General features: G+C 70.5%; 16 protein-coding genes. 4 read left to right on the plus strand and 12 right to left on the minus strand.

Going from position 1 to position 18029, the window contains the following annotated elements:
• Positions 1-10 precede the first annotated feature (10 nt).
• The 7 genes from ACQP2T_RS14785 to pepN form a co-directional block, all read right to left on the minus strand.
• The gene (locus tag ACQP2T_RS14785) at positions 11-2317 is read right to left on the minus strand and encodes a TIM-barrel domain-containing protein (protein WP_433516720.1); all 2307 of its coding nucleotides are present in this window, start codon (positions 2315-2317) and stop codon (positions 11-13) included.
• Positions 2314-3450, minus strand: a complete 1137-nt coding sequence (locus ACQP2T_RS14790) for a glycoside hydrolase family 15 protein (RefSeq protein ID WP_433516721.1) — start codon at positions 3448-3450, stop codon at positions 2314-2316. Before ACQP2T_RS14790 ends, ACQP2T_RS14785 begins: the two co-directional genes overlap by 4 nt.
• A 35-nt stretch (positions 3451-3485) precedes the next feature.
• The gene (locus tag ACQP2T_RS14795) at positions 3486-4748 is read right to left on the minus strand and encodes an ABC transporter substrate-binding protein (RefSeq protein ID WP_433516722.1); all 1263 of its coding nucleotides are present in this window, start codon (positions 4746-4748) and stop codon (positions 3486-3488) included.
• Between the two features lie 27 nt (positions 4749-4775).
• Positions 4776-5582 (minus strand): carbohydrate ABC transporter permease, encoded by an 807-nt coding sequence (locus tag ACQP2T_RS14800; protein ID WP_433516723.1) that lies wholly within the window; start codon positions 5580-5582, stop codon positions 4776-4778.
• A complete protein-coding gene (locus ACQP2T_RS14805; protein WP_433516724.1) occupies positions 5575-6504 on the minus strand; it encodes a carbohydrate ABC transporter permease in 930 nt (309 codons plus the stop codon). The genes ACQP2T_RS14800 and ACQP2T_RS14805 overlap by 8 nt, the downstream gene beginning before the upstream one ends.
• 23 nt (positions 6505-6527) lie before the next feature.
• A complete protein-coding gene (locus ACQP2T_RS14810; RefSeq protein ID WP_433516725.1) occupies positions 6528-7763 on the minus strand; it encodes an ROK family protein in 1236 nt (411 codons plus the stop codon).
• Between the two features lie 131 nt (positions 7764-7894).
• Positions 7895-10453, minus strand: coding sequence for an aminopeptidase N (gene pepN, locus ACQP2T_RS14815; RefSeq protein ID WP_433516726.1), 2559 nt, complete (start codon positions 10451-10453; stop codon positions 7895-7897).
• A 91-nt stretch (positions 10454-10544) separates the two neighbouring features.
• On the opposite strand from pepN, the gene ACQP2T_RS14820 reads away from it, so the two are divergent.
• Both ACQP2T_RS14820 and ACQP2T_RS14825 read left to right on the plus strand, forming a co-directional pair.
• The gene (locus ACQP2T_RS14820; protein ID WP_433516727.1) at positions 10545-11177 is read left to right on the plus strand and encodes a mycothiol-dependent nitroreductase Rv2466c family protein; all 633 of its coding nucleotides are present in this window, start codon (positions 10545-10547) and stop codon (positions 11175-11177) included.
• 147 nt (positions 11178-11324) lie between these two features.
• Positions 11325-12728, plus strand: coding sequence for an aldehyde dehydrogenase family protein (locus ACQP2T_RS14825; RefSeq protein WP_433516728.1), 1404 nt, complete (start codon positions 11325-11327; stop codon positions 12726-12728).
• 8 nt (positions 12729-12736) lie between these two features.
• Here the strand turns inward: ACQP2T_RS14825 and ACQP2T_RS14830 are convergent, their stop codons facing one another.
• Both ACQP2T_RS14830 and def read right to left on the minus strand, forming a co-directional pair.
• Complete coding sequence (locus tag ACQP2T_RS14830; protein ID WP_358447745.1) at positions 12737-13480, minus strand: SDR family oxidoreductase; 744 nt, start codon at positions 13478-13480, stop codon at positions 12737-12739.
• 9 nt (positions 13481-13489) lie between these two features.
• Complete coding sequence (def, locus tag ACQP2T_RS14835; RefSeq protein WP_433516729.1) at positions 13490-13975, minus strand: peptide deformylase; 486 nt, start codon at positions 13973-13975, stop codon at positions 13490-13492.
• A gap of 104 nt (positions 13976-14079) precedes the next feature.
• Here def and ACQP2T_RS14840 point away from each other — a divergent pair, with 104 nt between their 5' ends.
• Positions 14080-14547, plus strand: coding sequence for a ribose-5-phosphate isomerase (locus tag ACQP2T_RS14840; protein WP_433516730.1), 468 nt, complete (start codon positions 14080-14082; stop codon positions 14545-14547).
• Here ACQP2T_RS14840 and ACQP2T_RS14845 read toward each other — a convergent pair.
• Positions 14544-14690 carry a hypothetical protein gene (locus ACQP2T_RS14845; protein WP_357953492.1) on the minus strand — a complete coding sequence of 49 codons (147 nt, stop codon included), beginning with the start codon at positions 14688-14690 and terminating at the stop codon, positions 14544-14546. The two genes, ACQP2T_RS14840 and ACQP2T_RS14845, sit on opposite strands and share 4 nt — an antisense overlap.
• A gap of 59 nt (positions 14691-14749) precedes the next feature.
• Positions 14750-15976: a GNAT family N-acetyltransferase gene (locus ACQP2T_RS14850; protein WP_433516731.1), complete on the minus strand. Its 1227-nt coding sequence runs from the start codon at positions 15974-15976 to the stop codon at positions 14750-14752.
• A 118-nt stretch (positions 15977-16094) separates the two neighbouring features.
• Here ACQP2T_RS14850 and ACQP2T_RS14855 point away from each other — a divergent pair, with 118 nt between their 5' ends.
• A complete protein-coding gene (locus tag ACQP2T_RS14855; RefSeq protein WP_433516732.1) occupies positions 16095-17210 on the plus strand; it encodes a PP2C family protein-serine/threonine phosphatase in 1116 nt (371 codons plus the stop codon).
• A 134-nt stretch (positions 17211-17344) separates the two neighbouring features.
• On the opposite strand, the gene ACQP2T_RS14860 is transcribed toward ACQP2T_RS14855, so the two are convergent.
• Positions 17345-17944, minus strand: a complete 600-nt coding sequence (locus tag ACQP2T_RS14860; protein WP_433516733.1) for a response regulator transcription factor — start codon at positions 17942-17944, stop codon at positions 17345-17347.
• Positions 17945-18029 lie beyond the last annotated feature (85 nt).

The raw sequence follows: 18029 nt of genomic DNA on the forward strand, positions 1-18029 counted from the left end.
GGAGCTCCTATCAGGTGGCGAACACGGGTGAGAGATGAGGCCAGTGCTCCGCCGCGCAGAGGACCGGCGGACGGTCGAGCGGCGCGGGCAGCGTGACCTCGCGCCCGCCGCGATGGGCGCGGCCGGTCCAGACGTCGACCCACTCGCCTTCGGGCAGGTAGACCTCCTGCTCCACGACCCCGGGCGCCGTCACCGGGGCCACCAGCAGCGCGTCGCCCAGCTTGTACTGCAGCGGACGCTCCCAGACGCGCGGGTCGTCCGGGTGGTCGAAGAACAGCCCCCGCATCAGCGGCGCCCCGCCGCCGACCGCCTGGCGGGCCTGCCCCGCCAGGTACGGCACGAGCCGCTCGCGCACCTTGGCCAGCCGCCTGAAGACGGGCAGTACCCGGTCGTCGCCGGTCCGCTCGGCCACGTTCCACGGCGTGCGGTCCCTGAGGGGCAGGCGGTGGTGGTTGAACTCCGAGTGGTACTGCATGATCGGCATGAACGCCGCCGCCCCCGCCGCCCGCAGATAGAGCTCGGCATCGGGCAGGTCACCGGAGAACCCGGCCAGGTCCCAGCCCCAGTAGACGATCCCGCAGGCCGAGGCGGTGATCCCGGCCCTGATGGACGACCGGAACGCCGCCCAGGTCGAGTCCTCGTCCCCGGCCCAGAACGCCCCGTGCGGCTGAGACCCGGCGAACCCGGCCCGGCTGAACGTCACCGGCGCCTTGCCGTGGCGCTCCAGCAGCTCACCGAAGGCGCGCGCGTAGTGCACGGGGAACAGCCCGTTGCCGTCGTCGCCCCTGCGCCCGTCGGCGTAGCGCAGATCGTGGCCCCACGCGTGCTCGCCGCCGTCGGTCTTGAACCCGTCCACGCCCACCTCGTCCACCAGGTAGGCGCGCTTGGCCGTCCACCAGTCGCGGACCTCGGGCGAGGACAGGTCGGGCATGAGCGCCAGCGGGAACCACCAGCCCCGGTTCCGGTACGGCCGGCCGTCAGCCTCCCTGACTCCGTAGTCACGCTCGACCAGTTGCCGGGCGTCCACGGCGGCCTGATGCCGGGGGTGCGGCCGCATCTTCTGCAGCGGGATCTGCCAGAGCAGCACCTTGACGTCCCGCTGGTGCAGTTCGTCCACCATGCCCTTGGGGTCCGGCCACGGCCCATCGGGCGGGAAGACGTAGTCCGCGAGCCGGTGCGGCTCCTCCGACGGCTCGTATTCGGCCCCCCGGAACGCCGTGAACGTCGTCTCGTCACTCCACGCCTCGATGACCAGCGCGCCGACCGGGATGTCGTGCTCGCGGTGCCGGTCCATCTCGGCCATCACGCGTTCCTGCGTGTTCCACTCGTTGCCGCTGGCCCACAGCCGGAACACCCACGAGGGCAGCTCCGCCGGCCGCCCCACCTCGTCCAGGAAGTCCCGCAACACGTCGGCCGGGGTCGCGCCGTCATAGAGCCGGACCGAGGGCTCGCCGTCCGGCCCCACCTCCGCCTCTACGACCAGCCGGTCCGGCGTGGACGCGCCGACGTCGTACCAGGTCCGCCTGGACGTCTCGACGTGGAACCCCCAGCTCGCCGCCCCGCCGACCACGAGCGCGAACGGCATCGGCAGGTACGTCCTGCCGTGCGCCCCCTGCGCCTTGTACTGCTCGAACACCACCGCGTCCAGCCGCCGCCCGCGCTGGTCCACCGCGTCGAACCGCTCGCCGAACCCCACCACGTGCTCACCGTCGGCCAGCGCCAGCTCGAACCGCACCCGCCGCGCCCCGTCGCCGCCGACCAGCCACCGCACGCTCCCCGGCACCACCCGGTCGGCGCCGCGCACGACGAGCTTCCCGCCGCTCCGGCCCCACGCCGCCGCCGTCACCTCGAACCACCGGCTGGTACGGCTCGCACCGTCGTCCAGCGCGGCCCGGAACCGGTAGGCGTAGCGCTGCCCGGCGCGCAACTCGGGTGAGCGCGCCACCCACGATCCGGCGGCGGCCCGCGCGGCCCTGGCCTGCGCCCCGGCCAGGTGCCCGCCGTCAACCGTCTTGGCCGGGCCCGCGTCCGGAGTCCCGTCCGGGCCCGCGTCTGGGACCACGTCCGGACCCGTGTCCGGAGTCGCCTCCGAGCCTGTGGCCTGTGCTGTGTGCTCTGTGGTGGCACCCGATCTGGTCAGCGGCAGCTCGATGGGCGTCGCACCGTCGGCGGTCCACTCGCACACCACCGAGACGACCTTCGCCGAGGCCCGCACCCGCAGCTCCACCGCCTCGCCGTCCATCGGCCAGGCGGGCACGCGCTGGTCCTCGGTCGTGGCGTACGGGTGCCCGGACCCGTACGGCCGATGCCGGATCATGCCCGCACCCCCTGCTCGTCAAGCTCACCCTGCTCAGACAGCTTGTTCAGCTCGTCGGCGAGGATCAGGTACATCCCGTGCGACCACAGCAGCGGCGTGGCCACGGTGCCCCACCGGTCCAGCCACTCCTGGAGCCGGTCGGGTGCCAGCAGCCGGTCGGACACCTGCTCGGGCAGGTCACCCTCGGGAGTCGCCTGGGTCGCCATCCAGTCCAGGTATCGCCGGGCCTCGGCGCGCCGCCCGGCCCGCGCGTGGTTCCAGCCGAGGAACCCGGCCAGCAGCACCCAGCGCCCGCCGCCGTAGAAGGTGTCGGCCAGGTAGCGGTACACGCCGCCGTCGACGGCGAGCTGCCGCTCCACCTCGGCCACCGTCGCCGCGCCGACCGGGTGATCGGCCGCGTAGAGCCCGAACGGCTCGACGCACGCGAGCAGACTGGCGTCCACGGCCTCGCTGCCCAGCCATTTCGTGAGATGTCCGGACCTCGCTGCCCCGGCGCCCGAGACGCCCTCGGCGGACACCAGGGCCGCGATGCCCGCCACCGCGCGCCCCGCCGCCTCCGACTCGGCCCCGCTCAGCACACCCAGCGCGACGGCCGCCCGCAGCCCCGCGTGCACCGCGCCCAGCGTCGCCACGTGCCGCTGCTCGACGTGCTCCTCCCACCAGTCGTAACACGGCATGTCCCAGAACGAGGTGAGATACCGGGCCGCCGTCCGCACCCCCTTCTCCACGCCAGGGACCTCCCGGCCGTGCCGGAAGGAGTGCTCGCGCAGGGCCCACAGCCACGTGCCGTACCCGTCGAGCTGGAAGTCCCACCAGTCGACGTCCCCGTCCACGCCGTCGAGTGTGAACCGCGTCGGCAGCATCTCGGCGGGCGAGACCGGTTCACCGCGTCCCGCGCGCGAGACCAGCGAGTCGACCTGTCCCGCCCGATCGCCGATCACCCTGGCGCACCAGGTGTGAAAGGCGTCCGCACCGGCGATGTCGCCGTGCCTGCTCACCCCCTCGGCGATGAACGCCCCATCACGCAGCCACGAGTAGCCGCGATAAGCGGAGAAGGTGGGCGACGCCGGGTAGGCGCCAGTGGGGGACTGGAGCCTCTGGATCACGTCAAGGCTGTGCGACACGAGGGTCACGGGAACCGATCTCCTGAGATGAGTGGGCGGGCAACTCAGCCGAGCAGGGCGTCTACGTCGGCGGCGGCGGTCTTGAGCGCCTCCTCCACCGGCTTGCGCCCGGCGGCGGCCTCGGTCAGCTGCTTGGTCACGGCGTCCTGCATCTCCTGCTGACGCTTGATGACCGGCGGCAGCGCGATCGACTTCAGCGAGTCGAACACCGCCTGGCGGTTGGCGGGCTTGGGGTCCTTGAGATAGCCGGACAGCACCGCCTGGTCGGCGACCGGCGGCAGCTCCCACGACGACTCGACGCGGGTGGTCGCCGCGGTGTTCGACGACGACAGGTACCGGGCCCAGGCCCAGGCCTCCTTGCCGTGCTTGGTGCCGGAGGAGGCGGCGACGGCGTTGTGGAACACGGCGCTGGCCTTGGCGGCGTCACCGGGCTCGACGACCACGTCCCAGGTGAAGGCGGCGTCCTTCAGCCCGGTGAACTGCCAGATGCCGTTGTGCCACATGGCGAGTTTTCCGGACTTGAAGAGGTTGGTGTCGTAGTCGGCGGTGCCGCCGATCTCCGCCTCGGTCGGCATCGTCTTGCCGACCTTGGAGACCAGCCACTGCGCCGCCTTGACCCCAGCAGGACTGTTGAACGCCGACTTCTTGCCGTCGGCCGACAGGAACTCGCCGCCCGCCTGCTTGAGCGTCTTGTAGAACTCGAAGAACTGCACCGGCTGGAAGTCGCCGAACACGCCCTTCTTCTTGTCCGTCAGCTTCGCGGCGGCGGCCTGCTCGTCGGCCCAGGTCCAGTCGGCCGTGGGCGGGGCCACTCCGGCCTTGTCGAACAGGTCCTTGTTGTAGAAGAGCACGACCGTGGAGAACGAGGCGGGCAGCGCGTACTGCTTGCCGCCGCGCTTGAACGCCTCGAGCGACTCCTTGGCGTACACCGACGGGTCGCCGTCACCCTTCACCGTGTCGAGGTCGAGCAGGGAGCCCGCGCTGGCGTAGGTCACGAAGTTCTCGTAGTTGAGCTCGAAGGTGTCGGGCGCGGTGCCGCCGGCGATGCTGGTCTGGAGCTTGGTGAAGTACTCGTCGAAGGGGGCGGTCTCCACCACCACGTCGACCTTCGGGTTCTCCTTCTCGAAGGCCTTCTCGATCTTGTCCAGGTCCTTCACGTGGTCGGGCGCGGCCGAGAACGTGAAGTAACGCAGCGTCACCTTGCCGCCCTCGCCGGACGGGGCCTTCGTCGCCGAGCCCTGGGAGCAGGCGGTGGCGAGCAGCGCGGCTGCCGCCAGGGAGGCGGCAACCCGGATTTTCTGTGACATGGGGGGACTTCCTTTACTTGTGCACAACTACTTGAGCCCGCTCTGCGCGACACTGGCGATGACGTGCTTCTGCGCGAAGACGTAGAGGATGAGGATCGGCACCACGCTGATCACCGAGCCCGCCATGACGACGTCCCACTCGGTGGTGAACTGGCCGTGCAGCGTGGCCAGGCCCAGCGGCAGCGTCATGAACTCGGGCGACTTGATGATGATCAGCGGCCAGAGGTAGCTGTTCCAGCTGGCCATGAAGCCGAAGATGGCGAAGGTCGCCAGGGCCGGCCTGATCAGCGGCAGCACCACGTACAGAAAAATCCGGAAATGTCCGGCGCCGTCCAGCACGGCCGCCTCGTCGAACTCCCTCGGCACCTGGTTGATGGCCTGCCGCAGCAGGAACACCCCGAACGCCGACGCGATCGTCGGCGCCAGCAGCGCGAAGTACGTGTCGACCAGGTTGAACGTGCGCATCTCGATGAACAGCGGCACGACCAGCACGGGCAGCGGCATCATCAGCGTCGCCAAGTAGACGGCGAACAGCGCGCTCCGCCCCGGGAACGGCAGCCTGGCGAAGGCGTAGGCGGCCATCGCGCTGGTGAGGAGCTGCAGCGCGGTGGAGGCCGCCCCGATCCAGGCGCTGTTGGCCACGATCCGCCAGAAGGGCAGCGTGTCGAGCAGCTTGCCGTAGGCGTCGAGGCTCGCGTTGTCGGGTGTGAAGTCCGGCGGTACGGCCAGCACCGCGTCGCTCGGCGTGATCGACGTGATCACCGCCCAGGCGAACGGGAACAGCATCACCGCCGCGCCGAGGCCCACCAGCAGGTAGCGGATCGCCTTACCCATAGGTCACCCACCGCCTTTGCCCCCGGATCTGCACGATCGTCACGAGCAGCACCAGGGCGAACAGCAGCCACGACAGCGCCGAGGCCGCGCCCGCCCGGCCGTACCGGAAGGTGAGGTCGTAGATCTGCGACACGACTACCTGCGTCGCGCCGCCCGGCCCGCCACCCGTCATGATCTTCACCTGGTCGAAGACCTGGAAGCCGTTGATCAGCGAGATCACCACCACGAAGAACGACGACGGCGACAGCAGCGGCAGCGTGATGTGCCTGAACCGGCGGGCGGCGCTCGCCCCGTCGACCATGGCGGCCTCCTGGAACTCCTTCGGGATGGCCTGCAGCCCCGCCAGCAGGATGATCATCACGAAGCCCAGGTCCTTCCAGGCCGAGGCGAAGATGATCGACGGCATCGCCCAGTCGGGATCGGTCCACCAGCCGGGCCCGCTGACGCCGAACAGCCCCAGCGCCCAGTTGACGACCCCGCTTGCCGGATTGAGCAGCCACTTCCACATCAGCGCCACGACGACCCAGCTGGTGATGACGGGCAGGAAGTAGACGCCGCGCAGCAGCCCGCGTCCCGGCATCGCCCGGTTCAGCAGCAGCGCCAGCCCCAGCCCGCCCAGGTAGACGAGCGGCAGGTAACCGGCGATGAAGTACAGCGTGTGCAGGAACGCGGCCCGCGTCCCGGCGTCGCCGAGCAGCTCGATGTAGTTGCCGAGGCCGACCCAGCGCATCTCGGTGATGAGGTCCCATTCGTGGAGGCTCGTCCAGAAGGAGGCGACCATCGGGATCAGCGTGTAGAGCGTCAGCGGGATCAGGCTGGGCAGCAGGAACACGGCCACGGTCCCGGCGTACCGCCAGCGCCGCCGCGGCGCCCGCCGCTCCTGCGTGCCCCCGGCCCGCGGCCGGACGGCGGTGAGGGTCATGCGCTCGCTCCTCTGTAACCGGCTCATGGCGTCGTCCCGATCAGGCGGGCCCGTACCAGACGGCCCTGCTCTCCGGCGGCCCCGGCGGCGTCGAAGGGGGTGGCCAGTACGAGGGCCGCCGCGCCCTGGGCCCAGCTGGTGTCGTCCCAGCTCTCCACCTCGATCGAGATGTCCCTGCGCCCCGGGTACAGCTGCGCCCTGACGGCCGGGTCGAAGCCCACCCGCCAGAGCGGCCAGTCGGCCGTCCCCTCGCCGAGCACCACCACGACCTCGGGATCGACCACGTTGATCAGCCCCGCCGCGGCCCGCCCGAGCACGGCCCCCGCCTCGGCGAACACCTCCCGCGCCGCCGGATCGCCCGCGGCCCCGGCCGCTCCCAGCCCGGTAAGACCGGCCGAGTCGCCATTCTTGGCGCGGGCCGCCGCCAGCAGCCCCGCTGAGCCGACGTACGCCTCCAGGCACCCGCGCGCCCCGCACCCGCACACCGGCCCCGCCGGATCAACGGGCACGTGCCCGAACTCCCCGGCCCCGCCCCTGGCCCCTCGGTAGACCCGCCCGTCGGCCACGATCGCCGCGCCGACGCCGCGCCCGATGGTCAGCACCAGGAAGTCCCGATGGGTCCGCCCCCTGCCGTAGAGCCGCTCGGCCGCCGCCAGCGCGTTCACGTCGTTCTCCACCAGCACGGGCAGCTTGAGCCGCCGCCGCAGCCGCTCGCCCACCGGCATGGCCTGCCAGCCCAGGGTCGGCGCGTTGACGGTGCCGACCGCCTGGTCCTCCACGCTGCCGGGCACCCCGACACCGATCCCGAGCAGCGGCGGCGCCTGCCCGTGGTCGGCCGAGGCGGGCGTACGCGCCGTCAGCCCGCGCCCGCTGCCCGAGACCACCGCCTCGACGGCGTCGGCCAGCCGGTCCAGCGCCTCACGGGAGGACGGGTCGAACGCGCACTCCCAGGCGCCCAGCACCTCGCCGTCGAGCCGCACGTCGACCAGCACCAGATGGTCGGCCGTCACCTTCACGCCGAGCGCGCGCCCAGCGCTGCCCACCAGCCCGAGCCGCTGGGCCGGCCGCCCGCCGCGCGACGGCTTGAGGTCGAGCTCCTCGAGCATCCCGTAACCCATGAGCTCGCGCGTGAGCTGTGTGACGGTCGCCGGGCTCAGGTCCAGCTCGCGCGCCAGCTCGGTGCGGCTCAGCGGCCCGACGGTGCCGAGGAGCGCGAGGATCGCCGTCCTCGTGAGATCACCGCGATCAGTGCCTGCCATGTGATGAGAACGACTTTCTTTAGAAATAAAGTTAGTGGTGAAAATATGGATCGGCGGCAGGCCGCTGTCAAGAGTCCGGGAACGCGAAAAGGGGCCTCCGTCACCGGAGACCCCTTCTCAAGAGCTGTGCGCTAGGACGCGTCCTTCGCGCGGTTGCGCAGCGCCCGGCTGACGCCGTCGGCGCCCTCCAGGATCATCCGGCGTAGCGCCTGCGGCGGCTGCTCCTTCTCCAGGTAGGACTCCGCCGCCTGTACGGTCTCCGGCTCGATGAGCAGCGCGGGGAAGCAGCCGACCGTGAACGTCTGCGCCTGGTCGAACGTCCACTCCTTGTAGATCCGGCCGATCTCCGCGAAGTACTTCTCCCGGTAGGGGGCCAGCAGCTCCGGGTGGTGCGGATCCTGGAAGCCGTTGACCGTCGTACGGGCGATGTGGTTGGCCAGCTTGCCGCCCACGATCGAGGCCCACGCGGCGGCCTTGCCCTCGGCCGTCGGGATGGCCGCCCGGCACAGCGCCGCGGAGCGCTCGCCGGTGGCGGTGGCGTCGCGCGCCAGCTCGGCGTCGATGTCGGCGCCGTCCAGCTGGCCGCCCACCACCAGCGCGTGGACGAGCGTCCAGCGCAGGTCGGTGTCGACGGTCAGCCCCTCGGGCACGGCCGAGCCGTCCAGGATGCCGGCGATGATCGCCAGGTCGGCCTCGGCGGTCGCCGTGGGCGCGAACGCCTGCAGGAAGGCGAGTTGGTGGTCCGAGCCCGGCTCCGCCGTGGCGAGCAGCGTGCGCAGCTCGGTGGCCAGCAGCGACAGACCCTCGGCCCGCCACGCCGGGTCGGCGTACTGCTGAATGGCCATCCGCGCCTGCCGGAGCACGGCCTGCAGGACCGTGATGTCCTTGACCGTGCCGACGCCCGAGACGACCAGCTTGACGTAGTCGTGGGTGGACATCTCGCCGTCGCGGGTCATGTCCCACGCGGCCGACCAGCACAGGGCCCGGGGCAGCGACTCGGTGAAGCCGGCGATGCCGCCGTCGACCAGGGTACGCAGCGACCGCTCGTCCAGCCGGATCTTGGCGTAGGTCAGGTCGTCGTCGTTGACCAGCACCAGGTCGGGCTGCTCCACGCCGATCAGCTCCGAGACCGTCGTACGGGCGCCCACCACGTCCAGCTCGACCCGCTTGGTACGCGTCAGCACGCCGTCGGCCAGCGAGTAGAGGCCGACCGCGACCCGGTGCGAGCGCAGCGTCGGATAGTCGGCCGGCGCCTCCTGCAGCACCTCGAAGGTCTCGAAGCGGCCGTCGGCGACCGTGAACGACGGGCGCAGCGTGTTGACCCAGGCGGTCTCCAGCCACTCCTTGGACCACGACGACAGGTCGCGCCCCGAGGTCCGCTCCAGCGCCCCGAGCAGGTCCTTCAGCTCGGTGTTGCCCCAGGCGTGCTCGCCGAAGTAGTCGCGCACCCCGGCCAGGAAGTTGTCCAGCCCGACGTACGCGACCAGCTGCTTGAGCACCGAGGCGCCCTTGGCGTACGTGATGCCGTCGAAGTTGACCTCGACCGCCTGCATGTCGGGGATGTCCGCGGCGATCGGGTGCGTGGACGGCAGCTGGTCCTGGCGGTAGGCCCAGGACTTCTCCACGTTCGCGAACGTCGTCCAGGCGCCCTTGCCCCACCGGGTCGCCTCGGCCTGGGCGAGCACTGACATGTAGGTGGCGAACGACTCGTTCAGCCACAGGTCGTCCCACCAGCGCATGGTCACGAGGTCGCCGAACCACATGTGCGCCATCTCGTGCAGGATCGTCTCGGCGCGCCGCTCGACGACGGCGTCGGTGACCCTGGACCGGAAGACGTAGTCCTCCAGGAAGGTCACGCAGCCGGCGTTCTCCATCGCGCCCGCGTTGAACTCCGGCACGAACAGCTGGTCGTACTTGCCGAACGGGTAGCGGACGCCGAACACCTTGTGGAAGAAGTCGAAGCCCTGCCGGGTGACCTCCAGGATGTTGTCGGCGTCGAGGTGCTCGGCGAGCGAGGCGCGGCAGTAGATGCCCAGCGGGATGCCGTCGTGCTCGGAGGTCACCTTGTAGTACGGCCCGGCCACCAGCGCGGTGATGTAGGTCGACATGACCGGCGTGGCGGGGAACTGCCAGCGCCTGGCCGCCTGCACCGTGCCGTGCTTACCGGTCTGCTCGGGCAGGTGCTCGACCGACGTGGCGGCCGCGTTGGAGACGACCTCCCAGTCGGCCGGGGCCAGCGCGGTCAGCCGGAAGGTGGCCTTGAGGTCGGGCTGGTCGAAACAGGCGTACATGCGGTGCGCGTCGGCCGTCTCGAACTGGCTGTGCAGGTAGACCTTCTGGTCCACCGGGTCGACGAAGCGGTGCAGCCCCTCGCCGCTGCGCATGTAGACGCAGTCGGCGTCGACGCGCAGCTCGTTGGACTCGGCCAGCGAGGGGAGCGGGAAGCGCCCCTTCTCCGCGTCATAGGTGGAGACATCCAGGTCGGCCCCGTTGAGGGTGACCTTGCGCACGTGCGCGCCGTGGAGGTCGATGAACGTGGCCGAGCCCGGCCGGGTGCTGCTGAACCGGACGGTCGTGACACTCTCGAAGCGCTCGTCTCCCTCGGTCAGATCGAGTGCGACCTCATACGACTCGACCTTCAACAGCCGGGCGCGCTCGCGAGCCTCGTCCCGGGTCAGGTTGCCTGCCAAGTTCCACTCCTTTTCGCACTTCTTTTCGCCACTTTATGGAGGTTTGTCGGTATCCTGCCACGCGGGGAATAGGACATCGACACCCCAGGTTATGGCCCTCGTGACTGACACGACCCCCGTAGACCTTTGGTTCGATCCTTTCTGCCCATTTGCCTGGGTGACGTCACGATGGCTGCTCGAAGTCGAGAAGGTTCGGCCGATCGAGCCTCGCTGGCGCATCATGAGTCTGCAGGTCCTCAACGAGGACAAGGACGTCTCCGACGAATACCGTGCGTCGTCCGCCCGGGGCGCGAAGCTCATCAGGGTCATCGCCACCGCCGCCGACCGCTTCGGCGAGGAGTACATCGGCCGCCTCTACACCGAGTTCGGCACTCGCCTGCACAACGAGGGCCGGGGCAGAGACCTCGACACCCTGCGCGTGATCGCGGAGGAGTCGCTTGAAGCCGTGGGTCTCGACAAGGGCCTGGCCGCCGAGGCCATGGAATCGACCGAGTACGACGACGCCATCCGCAAGTCGCACAACGAGGGCATCACCCTGGTCGGCCAGGAGGTCGGCACCCCCGTCATCCGCGTCGGCTCCAACGCCTTCTTCGGCCCGGTGGTCACCACCATCCCCAGGGGCGAGGACGCGGGCCGGCTCTGGGACGGCGTGCTGCTGGTCACCGAGTTCGACGACTTCTTCGAGCTCAAGCGCTCGCGCACCCGGCGGCCGAGCTTCGACTGACTTTCACCGCTGTTTTTCACCTTGCAGTGACTTGTAGCGGCGCAATCCGCGCCTATCCGGTGTGTCCGGCCGTACTCTTCTGAAAGAGCAGCCGTACGAGGTGCCACGCCCTCGCTCAGCGACGGCCGGCGCGCAAGGATGGGGGCTATGCGTCAGCTGTACATCGGCGGTGCCTGGACCGCTTCGGTCTCCGGCGAGCCCATCGAGGTCGTCAACCCAGCCACGGAGCAGATCATCGACCGGGTGCCGGCCGGCGCCCCCGACGACGTCGAGGCGGCCGTACGCGCCGCCCGGAGCGCCTTCCCCTCCTGGTCGGCCACGTCCGCCGCCGAGCGCGGCAAACTGCTGGCCGCCGCCGCCGAGCTGCTGACCGAGCGCGCCGGCGACATCGCCAAGACCATCGCGACCGACATGGGCTCACCTCTGGGCTTCGCGCTCAAGGTGCAGACACTGATGCCCGCGAGCGTGCTGGCCGGATACGCCCGGCTGGCCGAGAGCCATCCGCGCGAGTCGCGCGTCGGCAACTCGCTGGTGCTCAAGGAGCCGGTCGGCGTGGTCGCCGCCATCACCCCGTGGAACTACCCGCTGCACCAGATCGTGTGCAAGGTCGCCCCGGCTCTGGCCGCCGGATGTACGGTCGTGCTCAAGCCGTCCGAGGTGGCGCCGCTGGCGGCGTACGCGCTGACCGAGGTCTTCCACGAGGTGGGCCTGCCCGCCGGCGTGTTCAACCTGGTCAGCGGGCGCGGACCGGTGGTGGGCGAGGCCATGGCCGCCCACCCGCAGGTCGACATGATCTCCTTCACCGGCTCGACGGCCGCCGGGCGCCGGGTGGCGTCGCTGGCGGTCGAATCGGTCAAGCGGGTGGCGCTGGAGCTCGGCGGCAAGTCCGCCAACCTGATCCTGCCCGACGCCGACCTGGGCGCCGCCGTCAAGGTCGGCGTCGCCAACTGCTTCATCAACGCCGGCCAGACCTGCTCGGCGTGGACCCGCATGATCGTCCACCGCGACCAGTACGACGACGCGGTCCACCTCGCCGTCGACGCGGCGCGCCGCTACACCGTGGGCGACCCGTTCGACGAGGCCACCCGCATCGGCCCGCTCGTCTCCGCGGCCCAGCGCGACCGCGTGATCCACTACATCAACCGGGGCCAGGAAGAGGGCGCCAGGCTGGTGACCGGGGGCACCGAACGCCCGCACCCGCGCGGCTACTACGTCGAGCCGACCGTCTTCGCCGGGGTCGAGCCCGGCATGACGATCGAGCAGGAGGAGATCTTCGGCCCGGTCCTGTCGATCATCCCCTACACCAGCGAGGACCAGGCCGTCCGCATCGCCGACGACACCCCCTACGGCCTGGCCGGCGCGGTGTGGGCGGGCACCCAGGAGCGCGCCGTCGCGGTGGCGCGCAGGCTGCGCACCGGGCAGGTCGCGATCAACGGCGGCGCCTTCAATCCGCTCGCCCCGTTCGGCGGCTACAAGCAGTCGGGCATCGGCCGCGAACTGGGCGAGCACGGGCTGGAGGAGTTCCTCGAGGTCAAGTCGCTACAGCTCTAGGGGCGCACTTAGAGGTGCAGCCCACCGGCCGCCAGCAGGTTCTGGCCGGTGATCCACCGCCCGTCGGGCCCGGCCAGGAACGCCACCACGGCCGCGATGTCGTCCGGCTGCCCCAGCCGGCGCAGCGCGGTCATCGCGGGGACCTGTTCGAGCGCCTCCGGCGAATTGCCGTCGCGCAGCATGTCGGTGTCGGTCGCGCCGGGCGAGACGATGTTGGCCGTGATGCCGCGCCCGCCCAGCTCACGCGCCGCGACCTTGGTGAACTGCTCGACGGCCGCCTTGCTCCCCGCGTAGAGGGAGATCCCCGGGCCGGGCACGCGCGTGTTGAGCGTGGAGATGTTGATGATCCGCCCGCCGTCGCGCATCACCCGCCCGGCCCACTGGATGGCCAGGAACGCCGAACGCGCGTTGACCGCGAACACCCGCTCGTAGGACTCGTCCGTGACGTCGGCGATGAGTCCCAGCCCGGTCTCCGCCGCGTTGGCGACCAGGATGTCGAGCCCCGGCAGCAGCTCCTCGGCCGTGGCGAACAGCCGGTCGAGATCCGCTCTGCTCGCCTGATCGGCTTGTACGGCATGCGCTCCGGTCGCCGCGGCCACCTCCTTGGCCGACTCCGCGTTGCCGCGATAGGTGAAGACCACCTCGGCGCCGTCGGCGGTCAGCCGCTCGACGATGGCCCGGCCGATGCCCCGGGAGCCACCTGTGACCAACGCGCCCTTCCCCGAAAAGACCTTTCCCGAAGATTCACTCATGCTGCCAACCTACGTTCTGAGCATGATCTTGCGCGCCTCCGTTTTCGGCAGCCGGTCGACGTACAGCTTCCCGTCGAGGTGCTCGGTCTCGTGCTGGAAGCAGCGGGCCAGCGAGCCGCGTGCCTTGACGCGCTGCGGGCGGCCGAGCCGGTCGAACCCCTCGACGGTCACCCCCGCCGCCCGCGCCACCGGGGCGTAGATCGGCGTGCCCGTCTGCCGGTCGGGCACCGACAGGCAGCCCTCCTCGTCCAGCACTTCTTCCGGGTCGTCCACGGTGAGCACGGGATTGATCATGTGACCTTTGCGGCGGTTGATGTCATAGACGAACAGCCGCCGCGGCACGCCGATCTGCGGACCGGCCAGGCCGACGCCGTCCACCGAGTACATCGCCTCGAACATCTCGTCGATGAGGCGGCGCAGCTCGCGGTCGAAGCCTTCGACGGGCTCGGCGGGTGTGCGCAGCACAGGATCGCCGAGGACGCGGATCTCGCGCATGATGCTCTACTTCCGTAAGGACTGGTTATCCGATGAGGTCCTTACTCTAGCCAGCCGACGCGCTGGTGCGAGGCGCGTGTGCGGCGCTGTGGAAGACTGGGCGCGTGCGTGTCTATATCGGTGCCGACCATGCCGGCTATGAGTTCAAGAACCACCTTGTGTCCTGGCTCAAGGACAACGGGCACGAGGTGACCGACTGCGGTCCGTTCGTCTATGACGCCGAGGACGACTATCCGGCGTTCTGCCTGCGCGCCGCCGAGGGCGTCGCCGGCGATCCGGGCAGCCTGGGCGTCGTCATCGGCGGGTCGGGCAACGGCGAGCAGATGGCCGCCAACAAGGTGCGCGGCATCCGGGCCGCCCTGGCCTGGAGCCAGGAGACGGCCAGACTCGCCCGCGAGCACAACAACGCCAACATCGTCTCCATCGGCGCGCGCATGCACTCCGACGACGAGGCGACCGGCTTCGTGGAGACCTTCCTCGCCACGCAGTTCTCCGGCTCGGAGCGGCACGCCCGCCGCATCGCGCAGGTGACGACCTACGAGACGATAGGCCAGCTGCCCTCGCTGCCCTAAGCCCGCCGCTTGGGCTCGCGTCTGGGCATCTCGTCACGCAGGGGCCGCCTGTCGGCGGCCTCCTGCTGCTCCTTTGAGGGCCGCGAGACGTCGCGGGCCCGCATCGCGGTGATCGCGGTGATCTGCAAGCTCTGCAGTGCCATGCCCGCGAGCCTACGTCAGACAGGCCCGCTTGAGCGGGCCTACGTCAGAGGGGCCCGCGTCAGAAGGACAGTCCCGCCCACGGCTTCGGGCTCCACGCCATGGCGGCGTCGAGCCTGCGCACCGAGCCCGCCGAGTGCTCGCGCAGCAGCCCCGCGGCCAACTGCGCCGAGAGCAGGCCGTCGCCCATGTACGCCGAGCCGAGCGAGGAGACCCGCAGCGACAGGTCGGGCTCGTCCTCCACCGGCTTGCACTCCGCGCCGGAGGTGTCGGCGCTGAGCCGCCAGCGGCGGGCGTTCCACGGGCACACGTCGTCCTCGACCTCGATCACCACGTCGACGGCCGACGAGTAGGCCCGCGAGGTCAGCGCCCGGTCCACCTCCACGAGGCGTACCCACAGCTCGTCGGCGCAGCTCGCCCGGAGTTGCCGTGGGTCGGCGAGGAGCGCGAGGAGCGCGTCGTCCATCGGCAGGCTGCCCTCCACCCGGGAGACCAGGTCGCGGTCGAGCACGCTACGCCACAGCAGCGCGCGGGCGGCGGGGTCGGCCGCCTCCAGCTCCGTCAGCTTCAGCAGGCCGTTGGGCACGCCGTTGTCGTCCCAGCTCGCCTTGACCCTGAACAGCGCGTAACCGCGTACGCCCCGGTCGTCCTCGGCGATCTCCGAGCGGAGCGCCCCGTCCCCGTGCCGGTCGAACTCCTCGTCGGCCAGCAGAGCATCCCAGAAGTGCTCGTTACGGAGATAGCGTCCGGGACGGGCGGTCACGACGGAGGCGAACAGCCGCTCGAACTCGGCCCGGGCCTCGGCCGGCTTGGCCACCCTGAGGCGCAGCGCGGGGTCCGTGGGGGCATCCGCCACGAAGGCCGATCCATGCTTCGCGACGCTGAATCCCATCTCGGCCGACGCCCTGCCGTAACCGAACCTGCCGTAGATGACGGACTCCGAGGCGTACAGGGCGGCGACGGACTCGCCCCGATCGCGCACGTCGGACAGCTGCCTGCGCATCAGGCTCGACAGCACGCCGCGACGGCGGTGGGAGGGGAGCACGCTGACGGCCGTCACTCCCGCGACGGGGATCTGCGCGCCGGGGACCGTCATGGTGAAGGAGAAGACCGCGGTGACACCGGCCATGAGATCGCCGTCGAACGCGGCGAGCGTCCGATCGAACTCGGTCTGCGCCTTGGCTCGTTCGAATTCCTGGGGATGCGGCGTCCAGCTGAAGCCTTCGGAGAGCACATCGGCGAACTTCGGCCACTCGGCCTCGTCCACCGGACGGATCGGATACGTCATCCGTCCACGGTAGGAGCGGGCAAAGGGGAGGGGCCACCCAATATACGTGCTTAATGATCAAGGCCTTGGTCAAGTGGGCTGCCCAAAGGGAGGCCAGAGCGCTACAGTCAGGCGCACTATGAGTTCCCGTTCGGCGTTGCAGATACCGCCACGGCTCCGCGCGCTCCTGGTGCGGGTGCCGTTTCTGGTGTCCGTCGTCCGGTTCCTCAGGAGAGGCTCCTTGGCCCGAGACCGCAACCTGCTGGTCACGTTGACGATGCTCACGCTCGTCATCGGACTGCTGGCCGCGCAGATCTCGACCGAGTGGTTCTCGCCCTCGCTGCTCATCCTCGTCCTCCTGGTGGGCGGCCTGCAGCTGCGGCTGAACAGCCTGATCAAGCTGCTCGTCGCGGTGATCATCTCGCTCGGCTACATCGCCGGCACCCTCGGGGTCGGCCAGATCGGCCTCGGGCTCATGGTGACAATCGGCTTCACCACGGTGCTGGCGCTGCTGATGGCCCGCACCCGGGGCAAGCTCGGCGTGCAGGGGCTGCGCGGCGACGCCATGCTGCTGGAGCTGCGCGACCGGCTCAGGAGCCAGGGCGAGCTGCCCGCGCTGCCCAAGGACTGGGGCGGCAAGGTCGTGCTCAAGCAGGCCGGCGGCTCCTCCTTCGGCGGCGACTTCCTGGTCTCCATGCGCGACGAGGACAAGGTGGAGATCGCGCTGGTCGACGTGTCGGGCAAGGGCGTCGACGCGGGCACCAGGGCGCTGCTGCTGTCCGGCACGTTCGGCGGGCTGCTCGGCTCGGGCGTCGAGTTCCTGCCGGCCTGCAACACCTATCTGCACCGCCAACGCGGCGACGAGGGGTTCGTGACGGCCGTCCACGTACGCCTCGACCTGGCGACAGGCGACTACACGATCACCTCGGCCGGCCACCCGCCGGTGGTCAAGTTCGACGCGGGCACGGGCAACTGGCAGGTCGCCTCGGCCAAGGGCGTCGTCCTCGGCGTGGTCCCCGACCTGCACTGCGAGCCCGACAGCGGCACCCTGCGCAAGGGCGACGCGCTGCTGCTCTACACCGACGGGCTGATCGAGCAGCCGGGGCGCGACATCGACGCCGGGCTCGACAAGCTCCTCGGCGAGGCCGAGCGGCTGCTGCCCTCGGGCTTCCGCGACGGCGCTAAGGCCCTGGTCAACGCCATGGCGTCGGGTCACAACGACGACTGCGCGCTGGTGCTCATCTGGCGTCCGTGACGAATCACACGGGTCAAGGGGTGAACAAGGTCACTGGCAGCGCTTGATCGCCCTTGAGATCCTCGAAGGGTTCACCACTCCGGGTCCCGGCGGAGCGGCGCGGCTTCACCGGGACCCGGTCTTCGCTTCGGCTCTCAGAGCCAGCCTGAGTCGCTCGCGATGCGTACCGCGTCGATGCGGTTGCGGGCCCCGGTCTTGCACATGATGCGCGACAGATGGTTGCGTACGGTGCCCACCGACAGGAAGAGCTGGTCGGCGATCTCCGTCGACCGGGCCCCACCCGCCGCGATCCGCAGCACGTCGAGCTCGCGCCTGGTCAGCGGGTTGGCGACCGACTGGAGGGCGGCGATCGCCAGATCGGAGTCGACCGCGCGGCGTCCGGCGGCGACCAGCCGAAGGCTCTCGGCGAGCCGCTCGGGCGCGACGTCGAGGCTCATGAACCCGAGCGCGTGCGTGGCGAACGCCCTGCGCACCTGACCGGGATTGGGCTGCGCCGACAGGATGAGTACGTGACAGCCCCGCTCGCGCAGTCGCGCCGCGGGGAACAGGCCGCCCCCGCCGGGCAGGTCGAGATCGACGACCGCCGTGTCGGGCGCGCACGCGGCCGCCGCGGGCAGGACGCCGTCCGCGTCTCCCACCTCGGCGACCACCCGCAGGTCGGGCTCCGCGTCGAGCGATGCCACCAAACCGCGCCGGACCAGCGGCAGATGCTCGGCGACCAGAATCCGGATCAAGGCTCCCACCTCCGTCATCCCCCAGAGTGATCGCCCGATCGCGTACTGTCAACGGAATGTGGCGCTGCGGCAAAGGGTGCGCAAG

This window comes from Nonomuraea sp. CA-143628 (assembly GCF_050942315.1).
Lineage (GTDB): Bacteria > Actinomycetota > Actinomycetes > Streptosporangiales > Streptosporangiaceae > Nonomuraea.